Source organism: Moraxella sp. ZY210820 (assembly GCF_030674635.1).
Classification (GTDB): domain Bacteria; phylum Pseudomonadota; class Gammaproteobacteria; order Pseudomonadales; family Moraxellaceae; genus Acinetobacter.
Genome location: NZ_CP089978.1, coordinates 2,293,301 through 2,308,365 on the forward strand (window position 1 = coordinate 2,293,301; position 15,065 = coordinate 2,308,365).

Annotated in this window: 12 protein-coding genes and 1 pseudogene; 7 read left to right on the top strand and 6 right to left on the bottom strand. The window is 35.2% G+C overall.

What is annotated here, in order from left to right; genetic code table 11:
* Positions 1-19 precede the first annotated feature (19 nt).
* Both LU301_RS11540 and LU301_RS11545 read left to right on the top strand, forming a co-directional pair.
* Positions 20-862 carry an AAA family ATPase gene (locus LU301_RS11540; protein WP_370692201.1) on the top strand — a complete coding sequence of 281 codons (843 nt, stop codon included), beginning with the start codon at positions 20-22 and terminating at the stop codon, positions 860-862.
* Positions 862-2,049, top strand: coding sequence for a vWA domain-containing protein (locus LU301_RS11545; RefSeq protein ID WP_305271010.1), 1,188 nt, complete (start codon positions 862-864; stop codon positions 2,047-2,049). The genes LU301_RS11540 and LU301_RS11545 overlap by 1 nt, the downstream gene beginning before the upstream one ends.
* Positions 2,050-2,055: 6 nt before the next feature.
* Here LU301_RS11545 and LU301_RS11550 read toward each other — a convergent pair whose 3' ends face one another.
* Complete coding sequence (locus LU301_RS11550) at positions 2,056-3,171, bottom strand: glycosyltransferase family 4 protein (protein ID WP_305274081.1); 1,116 nt, start codon at positions 3,169-3,171, stop codon at positions 2,056-2,058.
* A 32-nt stretch (positions 3,172-3,203) separates the two neighbouring features.
* Positions 3,204-4,133 (bottom strand): LpxL/LpxP family acyltransferase, encoded by a 930-nt coding sequence (locus tag LU301_RS11555; protein WP_305271013.1) that lies wholly within the window; start codon positions 4,131-4,133, stop codon positions 3,204-3,206.
* Between the two features lie 242 nt (positions 4,134-4,375).
* Between LU301_RS11555 and LU301_RS11560 the strand changes: the two genes are divergently transcribed.
* Both LU301_RS11560 and LU301_RS11565 read left to right on the top strand, forming a co-directional pair.
* A complete protein-coding gene (locus LU301_RS11560) occupies positions 4,376-6,370 on the top strand; it encodes a lytic transglycosylase domain-containing protein (RefSeq protein ID WP_370692202.1) in 1,995 nt (664 codons plus the stop codon).
* A gap of 37 nt (positions 6,371-6,407) precedes the next feature.
* Positions 6,408-7,073: a ribonuclease T2 family protein gene (locus tag LU301_RS11565; RefSeq protein ID WP_489681443.1), complete on the top strand. Its 666-nt coding sequence runs from the start codon at positions 6,408-6,410 to the stop codon at positions 7,071-7,073.
* Between the two features lie 111 nt (positions 7,074-7,184).
* Here LU301_RS11565 and LU301_RS11570 read toward each other — a convergent pair.
* From LU301_RS11570 to LU301_RS11580, 3 genes and pseudogenes are all read right to left on the bottom strand, one after another.
* Positions 7,185-8,333 (bottom strand): annotated as a pseudogene (locus LU301_RS11570) (lytic murein transglycosylase); the annotation flags it as partial.
* Positions 8,334-8,670: 337 nt separating this feature from the next.
* Positions 8,671-9,726: a DNA polymerase IV gene (gene dinB, locus LU301_RS11575; protein ID WP_305274083.1), complete on the bottom strand. Its 1,056-nt coding sequence runs from the start codon at positions 9,724-9,726 to the stop codon at positions 8,671-8,673.
* A gap of 12 nt (positions 9,727-9,738) precedes the next feature.
* A complete protein-coding gene (locus LU301_RS11580) occupies positions 9,739-10,227 on the bottom strand; it encodes a hypothetical protein (protein WP_305271021.1) in 489 nt (162 codons plus the stop codon).
* A 273-nt stretch (positions 10,228-10,500) separates the two neighbouring features.
* On the opposite strand from LU301_RS11580, the gene LU301_RS11585 reads away from it, so the two are divergent.
* Entirely contained in the window at positions 10,501-10,944 is a 444-nt protein-coding gene (locus LU301_RS11585) for a hypothetical protein (RefSeq protein ID WP_305271024.1), read from the top strand.
* Between the two features lie 101 nt (positions 10,945-11,045).
* Here the strand turns inward: LU301_RS11585 and LU301_RS11590 are convergent, their stop codons facing one another.
* Positions 11,046-13,244, bottom strand: a complete 2,199-nt coding sequence (locus tag LU301_RS11590; protein ID WP_305271026.1) for a TonB-dependent receptor domain-containing protein — start codon at positions 13,242-13,244, stop codon at positions 11,046-11,048.
* A 211-nt stretch (positions 13,245-13,455) separates the two neighbouring features.
* Between LU301_RS11590 and LU301_RS11595 the strand changes: the two genes are divergently transcribed.
* A complete protein-coding gene (locus tag LU301_RS11595; protein WP_305271028.1) occupies positions 13,456-13,797 on the top strand; it encodes a Spx/MgsR family RNA polymerase-binding regulatory protein in 342 nt (113 codons plus the stop codon).
* An 83-nt stretch (positions 13,798-13,880) separates the two neighbouring features.
* Positions 13,881-14,930: an AraC family transcriptional regulator gene (locus tag LU301_RS11600; RefSeq protein ID WP_305274085.1), complete on the top strand. Its 1,050-nt coding sequence runs from the start codon at positions 13,881-13,883 to the stop codon at positions 14,928-14,930.
* Positions 14,931-15,065 lie beyond the last annotated feature (135 nt).

Sequence of the window (15,065 nt, forward strand, 5' to 3'; positions counted from 1 at the left end):
CGAAGCCAATGGTTAAAAAATGATGAACCAATTTAATAGCACCGAACAATATATTGCTACAGAAAGTCTAAAACTAGCAGTTAATGCTGCCATTCGTTTACAAAAACCATTGTTAATTAAAGGTGAACCGGGGACAGGTAAAACACTATTGGCAGAACAAGTTGCACAGAGTTTAGGTTTAGAATTGCTAACTTGGCATATTAAATCGACCACAAAAGCCGAGCAGGGATTATATGAATATGATGCGGTTTCTCGTTTGCGTGATAGTCAGCTTGGTGATGACCGTGTTTATGATATTGCTAATTATATTAAAGCAGGAAAATTATGGCAGGCGTTTACGAGCAAACAGCGTGTAGTATTATTAATTGATGAAATTGACAAAGCAGATATTGAGTTTCCCAATGACTTATTACATGAATTGGATAAAATGTCATTTTACGTCTATGAAACAGGCGAAACCATTACCGCAAAGCAACGTCCAATTGTGATTATTACCTCTAATAATGAAAAAGAATTGCCTGATGCATTTTTACGCCGTTGCTTTTTCCATTATATTGATTTTCCTGATCAAGAAACCATGAAAGCCATCATTGATGTGCATTTTAATGGTTTACAAGAACGTTTAGTTGAACAAGCATTAGCGGTATTTTATGGCATTCGAGAAATCAATGGTTTGAAAAAACCACCATCAACATCTGAATTGGTGGATTGGTTAAAACTTTTAACCGCTGATGAACAGCAAACCCAAGCCTTATTTGACAGCCAAGATAAACTCCCACCGATGGCAGGGGCATTAATTAAAAATGAGCAAGATATGAATTTGCTTGAACGTTTAGGATTTATGTTTCGGTTAAATCGTTAATGTTTATTAATTTATTTTATACTTTACGTGTGTATGGCGTACCTGTTTCTACACGAGAATTGTTGGATTTACACGCATTATTAGAGGCAGGTTTGGTTTTTGCCAATCAAGAACAGTTTTATCAATTAGTGCGTTTGTGTATGGTCAAAGATGAAAAATATTTTGATAAATTTGACCGTGCAATGGCGGATTATTTTCAAGGTATCGATAGTTTAGATATTGATGAATTAATCAATCGACTCGGCACAATTCCCAAAGAGTGGCTTGAGTTAAAACTCAACCCTAAAAATTTAACAGAAGAACAACGCCGTTTACTTAAAAAATATGACTCATTAGAAGAATTGCTCAAAGCCTTAGAACAACGTTTTAAAGAACAAAAAGAACGTCATCAAGGGGGCAATAAATGGATTGGTACGGGTGGAACTTCGCCATTTGGTTCTTATGGTGATCATCCTGAAGGGATTCGCATTGGCGGAGAATCTCGCAAAAGAAGTGCGGTAAAAGTTTGGGAACAACGTCAATATCGCAATTTAGATAGCGATAGTCAACTTGAAATTCGTAGTATGCAAATGGCATTACGCAAATTACGTCAATTTGCCCGTACAGGCTCAGCAAATGAATTTGATATTGAAGCAACCATTCAAAAAACTGCACAAAAAGGTCTGCTAGATATTCAAATGCGACCTGAGAGACGTAACCGTGTGAAAGTGTTGATGTTATTTGATATTGGCGGAAGTATGGATAGCTATATTACAGAATGTGAGCGACTATTTTCTGCCTGTAAAAATGAATTTAAAACGCTAGAATTTTTTTATTTTCATAACTGTGTTTATGAATATGTGTGGAAAGATAATGAACGCCGTGCGGCGAGTGCAATGCCTACATTTGATTTATTACACACTTATGCTCAAGATTATCGGGTGATTTTTGTTGGCGATGCATCAATGTCGCCTTATGAATTGTTATCAGTAGGCGGAAGTGTGGAACATATGAATGCTGAAACAGGACAAGTATGGTTAAAGCGTTTTATCAACCATTTTGATAAAGTGGCTTGGCTAAATCCTGAACATCAGCAGTATTGGCAATATACACAAAGTATTGATATTATTAAAACTATTATGCAAGGGCAAATGTTTCCGATGACCTTGCAAGGCATTGAAGATATGACTCGTTTTTTAGCGAGATAAACACATCTAAGATTGCATTAACGATTGATATAAATCAATAGTTTGCCCTGTCATTTCATTTAAATGAAATTTTTCTACTGCTTTTAATTGCGGTGGATATTGAATATGTTGCTGAATAGTGTGCAATAAAGTAATTTCATCATCAACATCAATTAAACCTTGTGGGTAGAGTGCCGATAAAATTTCTGCCACACCACCACGATTCCACCCAATGACGGGACGACCAAGTGCTAAACTTTCCAATGTGGTGCGTCCAAAGGTTTCAGCTTGATTAGACAGCGAAAGTGAGACATCACAAAATGCGAGCCAGTCTTTCATATCACTACGATGTCCGACAAAAGTGATATGTTGTTCCAAATTTAAATCTTTAATTTTCTGTTTTAATTCAGCAAGATAATCCTGTTTTTTAGGGTGAGCATCACCAATAATCACTGCATGAGCGTGTGGATAATCATTTTTAAGTTGTTGCATAATATTAATCAAGGTTTCATGCCCTTTTAAACGTGTAATACGTCCTGCCAATGCAATCAAATATTTATCTTGAAATTGTGGAAATTGTTGTAAAATTTGCTGTTGCCATGCTTCACTTGGGCGATAATTAAACGGAAAAGCATTCGGGTCAATACCACGATAAATACGAATAATATCTTGTTTTGGGCAATGCGGATAATGTTGATGAATATAATCTACCACGCTCTCTGAAACAGCAATCACTTTTTCAGCTTTAGTCATAATGGCACTATAAGCATTGACCGAATAAAAACCATGAACGGTACTCACTAAATGTGGACGGTGTTCTGCTGGAATACCTTTCAAAGCAAAATGCGTAAGCCATGCAGGTACACGAGAACGTACATGCACAATATCAGGGCGTTGTTGCATAATGAGCTGACGTAAAGGACGAATTTGCCATAAACTTGCCAATGATTTTTTATGAATAGCGAGTTGAAAATGTTGAGAACCTTCAGATTCAAGTTGTGAAACTAAACGTCCACCATTAGAAACCACAAGAGATTGATGTCCTTGAGCGACCAATGCACGAGCTAATTCTAATGTGCCACGCTCTACACCACCACTATTGAGTTCTGGCAACAACTGCATAATTTTTAATGTTTTTTTCATCATAACTTCTCGAAATCTATATGCTATCAATTTTAATAAAGTGATGGATAGCCATCTGGACGTGTTTTAAAACGGCGATGAAACCACATATATTGGGTTGGAGCAATGCGTAATTGACGTTCAATAATTTGGTTAGTACGATTGGCATCAGCAACTTCATCATCACTTGGGAAATGTTCTAAAATTGGTTCGATGATAATTTCATAACGTGGATTATCAATATCGCCTTTACGATAGAAAAATAAAGGAATCGCCACCGCATTGGTCATTTTTAATAAACGGCGATGAGCGGTAATGGTTGCGGCTGGAATACCAAAAAAATTTGCCATCACACCTTGTTTTAAACCAAAATCTTGGTCTGGACTATACCAAATTACACGCTGATTTTTTAAGTTACGAATTAAACCACGCATATCATGATGAGCAATTTGATGTTGATAAATTTTATGACGATTATGATAAATCAACATATCAAGTAAAGGATTATTTTGTGGACGATATACGACATCAGGGTCAAAATAATGGCGACAAATATAGCCACCTGCATCAAGTAGCGTGCTGTGCGTGCCTAATAATAATACGCCATGCCCTTGTTGTTGAGCCTGCTGTAAATGTTCTAAACCGACAATATCGACACGCCCTTTAAACCATTGTGGGCAATACCACGCATTCAACGTTTCAAATACGCCTGTCATCATATCGATAAAAACTTGTTCACCTTGTTGTACTCGTTGGTTTGGCGACCATTCAGGAAAGCATAATTCTAGGTTGCGTAGTGTGGTTTTACGCCGTGATTTGAGTATTTTCCATGCAAATTTTCCTAAAGCACGGGCTAAACGCCATTGTATTGCCCATGGAAGATAAGCCATACAAATTAAAAAAGCTAAAGCAAGCCAAATCCCCCAATATTTAGGGTGCAGAAATGACCATTGAAATTGACCACGCAGATTATTTTGTTTCATGAAATCAATATTAACGAAAAACAAGTATTAATGATAGCATTGATTTAAAAGAAATTACTAGAGTAAAGATATAACAGGTGTGTTATCAAAGATTAAAACTATCTATAAAATATTGGATAAATTATGCTATTTAGTTGATAAATACTACTGAATAATTATGATTTCACAATCAAATGTTACATAATCTACAATGATTATATTTGTAAAATGGTTAGAATAGAACTTAATAAATATTCGGTCTTATGATGATGAAAATACGTACACATTTATTAAATCAGCATTTTTGCTCAACGATTTTGACATCAAGTCTAAAAACAATTATTTTAGCTACAGGTTTGGGGTATGGTTTATCTGCTTGTGCAAGTGAAGAACAATTTAATGATGCTTTACGTGCAGCTCAATCTGGGGATATGGCATCTTTAGAATATTTTCAACAATCGATGCAAGGCGATTATTTAGGCTATTATCCAGAATATTGGATGTTAAATAATAATTTAGCTAGCCAACCTGCCTATGCAATTCAACAATTTGCACAAAAATATCCAAACTCGGCAATGGCAGAAAAACTATCAGCCGATTATGTTGAAACTAAAGTGAAAATGGGCGATTATCATTCGGCTCAACAATTGGTATCTGCGGTAAATAATCCTGATTTGCCTGAAAGTTGTGCCATTGCTCAAGCTGAATTGAATACAGGAAAAAAATCAAGTCATAGCGATAAACAAGACGTATTTTTACTCAATGATATTTATTGGAATCGAGTCATGGAACAAAAGGAAGAGACTCAGGCTTGTAAAGATTTAGCTAATCATTTAATGCGTAGTCAGCAAATTGCATACCCACAAAAACTACAACGTATTTGGGGATTATTGCTTGCCGACGAGCGTTTTAATGCGGTGAATGCAGGCTATCAGGTAGGATTACAATTATCAAATGAACAATTAGCGATGATTGAACAAAATCCACAAGTTTATTTATGGTCGGCTGGTAAACATTCCAATGAAGAACAGGCATATTTAATTTATGCGATGGGGCGTTTAGCAAAAAATAATTTATCAAGTGCATTTGAAATGGTCGAGCAAGTTGCTCAAGGTACACCTGCTTATGTAACCAAATATTTGTATCGTACGGTTGCTTATATAGGCGGTACACATGTGATGGATCATGGCTTTAACCGTGAAGTGGTCAATTATTTCAAGAAAAGTGAAGGTATTCCGTTTAGCTTAGGCGAAGCGGAAATTTATGCTCGCCAAGCGATTCGTTTTAGTGAGTGGAATAGTGTATTATCTGCAATTGAAGCTATGCCAAAACAGACTCAACAAGAAGACCGTTGGCGATATTGGATAGCTCGTGCGTATGAGCAATTAGGTCATCATTCTCGTGCAAATCAAATTTATAAGCAGTTATCAAAATCAGGTAGTGATTATCATCATTTATGGGCAAAATCACGTTTGGGTGAACCATTACAACATGAAATGAATTATCAGCCAAATTATCAAGATGAAAGTCGCTTAAATCAAAATGTGCATTTTCAACGTGCATTTACTTTAAAAAATATTAATGCTCCAGCGAATTATACTAACCGTGAATGGAATTGGGCAGTACGTCAGGCAGTTTTACAACAAGATGATGGTATGCTAATAGCTGCCGCACAGCGTGCTCAACAAATGGGTTGGTATGACCGTAGTATTTATGCAGCTGAGCGTACAGTAGCCAAACATAATTATCAGTTACGTTATCCTGAAAATTATCGTTATGATGTGGTCAATTATAGTCAAAATGTGGGTATTAATCCTGCATGGGCTTATGGTATTATTCGTCAAGAAAGTCGTTTTAATGAAAATGCACGCTCGCCTGTTGGTGCAATGGGGTTAATGCAAGTGATGCCATCAACAGGACGTACTATTGCACGTGATATGGGCGAGTCATATAGTGATGCAAAATTACGCAATCCACAAAGCAATATTCGTTACGGAACACATTATTTATCAAGTTTATTAAACCGTTCGGGTAGTGCAGTCTTAGCCACAGCAGGTTATAATGGTGGTATATCCCGTGCTGAACGTTGGCGACCACAATTTGGTACATTACAAGCAGACCAATATGCTGAAAGTATCCCAATTGTTGAAACACGCAATTATGTTAAACATGTGATGACTAATGCAACACATTATAGTGTGATTTTAGGTCAAGGTAATGCATCGATTTTACAACGTATGCAACCGATTAGTCCTTAAATCTCAAGTCATAAACTAAAAACTAAGTAGAATGATGATGCAAAACACAGAACTCACCCCCTGCTCTTACCGATATATAGCATATTTGGGATCTTTTTGTGTATGGTGTGTATCATTGATGATGAGTTCAACGAGCCATGCAGCACCATCTGCCTACGATTTAAAAATTGAACTGGCTCCAGCCATATGCTTGCTTGAGCCATCACAACAAAAACAACGTAAATGTTTAGAAGGCTATTCTTTCACCATTTTAGGTTTATTTCCTGATACATCACATAATTGTGTAACTGCAACATCAGCACAACTTCCACCTTTACAAGCACAAGCCATTTCACGAGTGATGCCAAATGAATATGTACGTCAGCAAGTATGGACTCAAGTAGGTGGTTGTGAAAGTGGTAATGCAAGTCAATATTTTCGTAAAATTATAAACTTTTCACAAAAATTAAAAATTCCAAATGAAGTCCGACCGTCCCAGTCTCATCATGTATCTTATCATGATATGCAAAATCGTTTTGTGCAAGTGAATCAACATTTACCACGAGATGCAGTTCGTTTTGTTTGCCAAACACATGGGAAAAGCAAACAAACACTATTAACACAAATTCATGTATGTTATAAGGCAAATGGTCAATATAAAACCTGTACCACACCTGTTACTCAAACTTGTCCAAGTTCATTTACAATTCAAGGTATGTATTAAATCAGAACAATATAACAAATGTAGGGGTTTATTATATAAACCCTTTTTATCAATTGTTTGGGCAAATATAATTTGCCCTTACTGTTCAATTATGAATTGAATTGACGATAATTATTGACCAGATTGCAAGGCACGCAAGATTTTTTGTCCTGCACGACCTGTTGGCTCTAAGCCTAAGCGTAATTGTTCTTGTCGAATAGCTTGACGAGTTTTATCACCAATTAAACCATCAACTGTGCCAATATCATAACCTTTATTGATTAAATATTGTTGAATTTGACGACGTTCAGCACGAGATGTACCTGCATCATCAGTTGGCCATGACGCTAAAATTGGTGAGCCACCTTTTAAACGGTCTGATAAATGGGCAATTGCTAAAGCATAACTAATTGATTGATTATAACCATAAATCGTATCAAAATTTTTAAAGACTAAGAAAATTGGACCATTCCGCCCTGCAGGAGCAATTAAACCTGCCGATGTACTTGAATTTAAATTACCTTGAATGAGTGGTGAACCATCAGCACGCATCACACCACGGTTTAACCAATGACTCAATGTTTTTTTATGAGTACGTCCTTCACCATTGATTGACATATTGGCAGGAATATTGACTTCAAATCCCCACGGCATACCTGTTTGCCAACCTGCACGTTTTAAGAAATTGGCAGTTGAAGCTAAGGCATCAGGTGTGCTAGAAACTAAATCACGACGACCATCTCCATCAAAATCAACAGCTAATTGTTCATAAGTTCCGGGCATAAATTGGGTATGACCAAAAGCTCCTGCCCATGAGCCATAGAGTTGATGTTCTTGTAAATCTTGACGTTGTAAAATGCGTAAAGTAGCAAAAAATTGTCCACGATAAAAATCTTGACGGCGACCTTCACAGCTTAAGGTACTAAGTGCAGTTAATAATGGATAACGTCCAGAAATTTGCCCATAATTACTTTCTACCCCCCACACAGCAACCACTGTTTCAGCAGGAATACCATATTGGTTTTGTACACGATTTAAAGTTGCACGTTGTTGAGCTAGTTGTTGGCGACCTTGTTCAATACGTTCATCATCAACTAAGCCTGATAAATAATCCCAAACTGGTGTAGAAAATTCAGGTTGATAATTTAAACGGTCAATGACTGAATAATCAGGACGTAATGATGACGTATAACGGTCATAAACATCGCCACGCACACCACTTGCAATCGCACGCTGACGTAAATTTGCCAAACAACTATAATAATCATTTTGCGGTTGATATTGGCTTATGCTTGGTGTATAAATTGGTTTTTGGACTGGTGTAGTGATTTGTGTTGGTAATGGAATATAAGTCGCCTGTTCATTCATTGATGGTAATGGTTGATGTGTGGTTTGTGTATTAGGCTGTTGAATGGCAGTATTTGTTGGTGGTACAACCATTTTGGTACAAGAAACTAAAAATAATGATCCACAAATTAAAGTTAAACGTTTCATAATATTTACACCATCTTAAATTCTGAGATGTAACATAACATGATTTCAATAAAAAGAGTAGTATAGAAATGTTGTACAATATAGGATTTAGGCATATTTCTGCTACATTAAGCCACCAATTAAGCTACCATAAATTGAGCTGTGAGGGCTGATAATTTTTTTCTAAATGGTACACACCTAGACCAATTAAACGAAATGGCATATCATCAGCAATATGTAGTTCATATAGTAACTGCTGACAAGCGATTAAAATATCATGTACAGAATGAAATGGCTGTTTAAAACTTTGGCTATGTTGTATGATTTGAAAATTGGTACGTTTAAGTTTGACGTTTAAACCAAAAGCAACACATTGTTTTTTGAGTAAGCTATGCCAAATTTGTTGAGCTAGGTCTTGCCAATAATGTTGTGCTTGAATGAGATTTAAATCCTGATTAAAGGTTATTTCTTTAGAAATTTGTTGATAATGACGTTCACTAATGACAGGACGTTCATCAATACCTTGAGCAAATAAAAATAACTGTTTGCCATATTTACCAAAATGTTGTATTAAAAAATTTTCATCAACCTGTTGTAAATCACCCAAAGTATGAAAACCTAAATCAGCTAATTTTTGTTGAGTAACTTTGCCCACTCCCGGTATTTTTTTGAGTGCTAAGGGTAATATAAACTGTTGTACTTGATGTGGCTTGATGACAAATAATCCATTCGGTTTTTGCCAATCTGAGGCAATTTTTGCTAAGAATTTATTGGGTGCAACGCCTGCTGATGCAGTTAAACCTAACTGTTGCCAAATATCTTGACGAATACATTGAGCGACTTCAGTTGCTGTAGCAATACCAAGTTTATTTTGCGTAACATCTAAATAAGCTTCATCTAAGGCAATAGGTTCGATTTTGTCGGTATAATGTTTAAAAATTTGATGAATACGTTGAGAAATTTGACGATATTCATCAAAATTAGGTGAAATGGTAATAAGTTGTGGACATAATTTTTTGGCTTGACTTAAAGGCATAGCAGAACGTAAACCGAATTGCCGAGCGGGGTAAGAAGCTGCACAAATTACTGAGCGAGAGCGGTTAAATGCCACTACCACAGGTAAATGTTGTAATTCAGGACGTTTTTTTAATTCCACAGATGCATAAAATGCATCCATATCAATATGAATGATTTTATGTATCATGGGAAATGATTAAAAGATTAGGTCTTTATAATTTCTAAAGAAAAATTGTTGTGGATAACCTGAAATTGGCATATAACCAATTAAAGTTGCTCCTTTTAACTGCTGTAAACGTTGTAAGGTTTGGTTGTTAATTTTTGATGCAATGACACGTGTACGATACACTTTATTATCTAAAGTATGAAAACTTAAAATAATATAGCGTTCACCATCTAAGTTTACTGCTTGATGAGTTACATGACTCAAATTATGCACTTTTACTTCATTGGTCAGCATCGCTAATTTTTGCGTAATTTGACTATCGAGTTTTAAATTATCTTGAATGGTATTTATGCTCTGATTTACGCCATTTACGCTATTAGTCGCCGTATTTTGGTTCATTGCTGTTACATAAGCAGGGGGTTCAACAATGGTTGTACACGCTGAAAGTGCTAAAATAGACAGCACTAAAATACTTTGTTTTACATGAGATAAAGTCATACATGATTTTAACATTGTCATACTCGATACAAATGAAAAATGTGATAGGATTTTATCATAAAAAGGATTAAACTATCGCCATAGTTACAAAAATTTCATGTTTATAAACTAAAAACGACATCATGGTAAATAATATGACCAAGAGATGTAAAAATTGACGATATGCTGAAAAGCTACTCAAATTAAACAAAAATTAGGTGCGAAAATTTGAAAAAAACATTATAGTAACAACTAATTTTTGCATGATGATACAACACAAGTCCATGTATTCATAAAAGCCCGTTTGATGATAAAATGACCGAAAAACCAACAGATACACCCCATACGACTACAATAGATGATGTCGCAACAGAACTAGTTATCGATACCACGATAAATGGTACATCTCGTGTGGGTTTAAGTTTAGCGTATTTATTTTTATTGACAGCTTTATTTACAGGAATTGGCGTTATTTTAGCCTATGCAGTGGCGTGGAATATTGAGCGTAACCATAAAAATGAACAATGGATTTTAGCCCACGCTCGTTGGATTATGCGTAATAGTTTGATTTTTTCGGCTTTATTGGCTTTGGCTAGTGTATGGTTTAGCCCTTTATTATGGACAACATGGAATGCTGATATTTTAACCAAATCAAGTATTGTATTAGGTTCAGTAATTTTATTAATCGCTTTTTTATATTTACTAAATGCTTGGTTAAAAGGTATAGGCAAGTTATTGTTTAAAAAGGCAGTTTTTTAAATATTCACAATATTAATCAGATAAATTAAGTCAATTTTACATCAAAAACGACTCATCATATTGATGAGCCGTTTTAGGTTTTTTAAGTGTGTCGATTTAGATTAGAACGTATAGTTAAATCCTACACGGAAATCACGACCTGTAGCAGGTAAACCAGCATTTGCACGTTGGCTATGCAGACGATAATTATCATCAGTGATATTATTGATAGCAAAGTTTACATTTAAACGGTCATTCGCTAATGGTTTCCAATTTGCAAAAATATCTGTTACACTATAGCCATCACGCTGTGCAGTAATTATACCTTCACGTAATGATTTATCTGATTTTTCTGCAGTACGGTTACGCACACCAAGTTCTAAATTTGGTTGATTAAAACGATAAGCAATAGAACTTGTCCAAGTACGTCCAACTTTTGCACCAAATTCAGGGTTCATATCATTATTATTGCTTTGCTTAACTGCATGGAAAACAGGATCGCTATCTGCCATACCCGCTTTAACAGTTAAGCCATTAATACGATATGTGAAATCAATTTCAAAACCTTTATTGGTAATATAACCTGCATTTTCAATTTCACGGATAGTTGTTCTATCAGCTGTTGTATGACGATCTTGTGGATTAATTACAGCATCATCAATACGTTGCCAGAAATAGCTTGCATTTGCAGATAATGTACTATCATTCGCAAAAGTATGTGTATAATTTATACCAACTTCAGTATTTTTTGCACGTTCTGCAGTTGTACCATCAGCAATAGTGGTAATACCACGATAGCCATGTGTTAATAAAGCATCATACATACGTGGACTACGTGTTGCATAATGATGATTAGCATTTAAACTGAGACCTTGAATTGGAGTCCATTTAATAGCGATACTTGGGTTAATATCATCACTAGAAACAGTTTTACCGTCCATAGCTTTAAATTTAAAATGGTCATAGCGTAAACCACCTGTTAAAGTAACAGTATCAGCAATCTCACTAATCACTTCAACATAAGCACCTGTATCTGTTTTTTCAGGATTACTTAAAGTTATTGTTCCTGTGTTATCTAAATTACGGATATTTTGATTAAATTCATGTGGTGAAATTTCTTGATGACGGTAATTAACACCTGTTTTCAAGATAGTATCATCAGCAACTTTCCAGTCAAAATTAACATTTGCACCTTTGGTTTTAATCGTTGTAACCGTAGCACCTGGAACATTACCTGCATAACCATTTGCGGTATCATCTGCCGATTTACGCTCTTTTTCCATGAAATAAACGTTAGCGGTTGCTTTATCAACAAGCCCTAAATCCGTTGCAGTCCATTCTAAATTAGTCGTTTGCTGTGTGATTTTTGTATCACTCGCTTCATTTTGTAAAACTGGTTGACCATTCGCACGTACTACATAGAAAGTATCTCGCCCTTGATTATCTTTACGACCTGTGGCTTCAGCTAATCGTAATCCAGCTGCTCTTTGACGACCATTTAAACTTGCTACAGCTAAACGTGTTTCTGCCATATCAAATTCTTGACGAATACCTCGATCACCCTCATGCTGTTCATGCATATGGCTAATAACAAAACGGTGATTACCTGCAGTTACCCCAATTTTTGCTAAACCGCCAATTTTATCTAAAGCACTATTGGTAACAACATCACTATTGCTTGAATTTTTATAGCCTTTACCACCTTTATAATCATCTTCATCTATACGATTTGCTGATAATAAAAAGTCAAAATTTCCTGCTTTAGCAAAAGCAGTTGCACCATAGTTATGACCATCATTACTATTATAGCCACCATGAATTTTAAAACCGTAATCTTTATCACTATTTTCTAGCAAATCTAAAGCATCAACTGTTTTTGCGATGATTGCACCATTGGTTGCACCAATACCTGCACTTGCAGAACCTGCACCTTTTTGTACTTCAACAATTTTTACTAAAGAAGGGTCAAGCATAAAACGCCCTTGATGATATAAAATTTGACTATCTGAATAAGTATTATCTACTTTAACATCAATAGAATTTTGTCCCATACCACGAATAGCATAATATTGAGAAGTACCATTACCACCGCTAATTTCAATTGCAGGTTCTTCTTTTAATAAACCACGTAAATCCGTTTCAGTACTTTCATTTTTCACTTCAGTTGTTACAACATTAGTTTTGTATTTTGTACCTTGTTGAGCTGTTACTTCTATTGTCGGTAACACCTGTTTTGTTTCTACCGTTTGTTGTGCCATTGCTACAGAACACGATAAAATAGCACTAGTTAATAAACTGAGTTTAAATAAAATTTTTTTCATTACAAAAATCCTCAAAAAAATTTTACTTATCATAACAAATTTAATAACTATTATCAATTATAAACCTTAATCTATCTCATTTAGTTTTATACTATTGATTATTTAGATAAATTATTTTTATATATTTCAGTATGATAATTAGGTTTTAGACTTGTATATTAAAAAGATAATTGTGTAAAATAGCTTATCAATATAAAGCGAGAAATAAGCTATGAAAATTTATGGTATTAAAAATTGTAACTCAATGAAAAAAGCATTTGATGCCTTACAACAGGCAAATATTGCTTATGAATTTCATGATTATAAAAAACTAGGTATCGATGCAGATACTTTAAAAACTTGGATTGCACAACTTGGTACAGAAACTGTTTTAAATAAAAAAGGCACAACGTGGAAAAAATTGAGTGAACAGCAACAGCAATATACGATTGAAAATGAACAAAATTTGATTGAAATGCTGATAGCAAATACCAGTATGATTAAACGCCCTATTTTAGATACAGGCGAAGAATTAATAGCAGGTTTTGATGAACAAATATATCAAAAACTCTAAATGATTATAGTCAATTTCATATAAACTTGCTAAAATAACCACCCTATACTGTCAATAATGCCAATAGGTGAACATCGATGATGATGACTGAAAAACAACTGCAACAAGTCAGCCGTGAAACAATTAGCATTCATTTTGTGAAAGCAGGTTTAACGGGGGTTAAGCGTTTGGGTATGGATGTAGAAAACTTACTTGCCCATGTTGGAATTGAAGCAGAATTGCTAAATCATCCACAGGCACGCATTTCAGCAGAACAATATATGCGATTTGTTAAAATGTTGTGGCTCGTTACGCAAGATGAACACGTTGCATTTGATGAGCAACCACGCCGTTTAGGTACGTTTGCTATGATGTGTCAGTTAATTATCCATAGTAAAACTTTAGGTGAAGCCTTAGATTTAAGTTCGCAATTTTACAAATTATTTGGCGATGATTGGACAGTAACTTTAGAGCGTGATAAACACGACTCACGTTTAGTATTTAATATCCCAAATGAAAAAGACCCAGACCATTTTTTAAGTGAAGGCTTAATGATGATTTGGCATGGTTTAGCTTCATGGTTGATAGACCGCCGTATTCCCTTAGAACGTTGTCATTTTAACTATGAACGCCCTGCCCATGTAGAAGAATATGATGCATTATTTTTTGCACCTGTGCTCAAGTTTAATATGGCACGCAGTGAAATGATTTTTGCATCAGATTATTTAGATTTACCAGTACGCCGTACCAAAGAGAATTTAGAAGATTTCTTAAAATATGCTCCTGCTAATCTATTGGTAAAATATAAAAATACTCATTCTTTAAGCTCACGTATTCGTGATATTTTAAAATCTCATATCGGTGAAGAAATGCCAACTTTAAATGAAGTGGCAAATATGTTGTATATTTCACAGCAAACTTTACGTCGCCGTTTAGTAACAGAGGGTAAAAGCTATCAAGGGGTAAAAGATGCTTTACGCCGTGATGTTGCTATTCATTTATTACTTGATCCAAAGTATAATTTGGAAGATGTCGCATTACATATTGGCTTTAGTGAAAGCAGTACATTCCATCGTGCTTTTAAAAAATGGACTGGGGTTACACCGGGTTTGTATCGTCAGTTACATGGTTATTATGAAGGCGTGCAGATGTAGATGTATGCTTTTGCTATGACCTAAAAGGTGGGTGTATTATTTAAGTTTTAGGGATACATGGATGTTTTACTAGACATTAAAACGAAACGGTACAGTTTTCTTATAATGGATTCAAATTTTCCCCTTAAACCTACC

Excerpts from the sequence above, each read along its gene's own strand:
- LU301_RS11540 (WP_370692201.1), top strand. The coding sequence starts at position 20 with ATGATGAACCAATTTAATAGCACCGAACAATATATTGCTACAGAAAGT.
- LU301_RS11545 (WP_305271010.1), top strand. The coding sequence starts at position 862 with ATGTTTATTAATTTATTTTATACTTTACGTGTGTATGGCGTACCTGTT.
- LU301_RS11550 (WP_305274081.1), bottom strand. The coding sequence starts at position 3,171 with ATGAAAAAAACATTAAAAATTATGCAGTTGTTGCCAGAACTCAATAGT.
- LU301_RS11555 (WP_305271013.1), bottom strand. The coding sequence starts at position 4,133 with ATGAAACAAAATAATCTGCGTGGTCAATTTCAATGGTCATTTCTGCAC.
- LU301_RS11560 (WP_370692202.1), top strand. The coding sequence starts at position 4,376 with ATGATGATGAAAATACGTACACATTTATTAAATCAGCATTTTTGCTCA.
- LU301_RS11565 (WP_489681443.1), top strand. The coding sequence starts at position 6,408 with ATGCAAAACACAGAACTCACCCCCTGCTCTTACCGATATATAGCATAT.
- LU301_RS11580 (WP_305271021.1), bottom strand. The coding sequence starts at position 10,227 with ATGACAATGTTAAAATCATGTATGACTTTATCTCATGTAAAACAAAGT.
- LU301_RS11585 (WP_305271024.1), top strand. The coding sequence starts at position 10,501 with ATGACCGAAAAACCAACAGATACACCCCATACGACTACAATAGATGAT.
- LU301_RS11590 (WP_305271026.1), bottom strand. The coding sequence starts at position 13,244 with ATGAAAAAAATTTTATTTAAACTCAGTTTATTAACTAGTGCTATTTTA.
- LU301_RS11595 (WP_305271028.1), top strand. The coding sequence starts at position 13,456 with ATGAAAATTTATGGTATTAAAAATTGTAACTCAATGAAAAAAGCATTT.
- LU301_RS11600 (WP_305274085.1), top strand. The coding sequence starts at position 13,881 with ATGACTGAAAAACAACTGCAACAAGTCAGCCGTGAAACAATTAGCATT.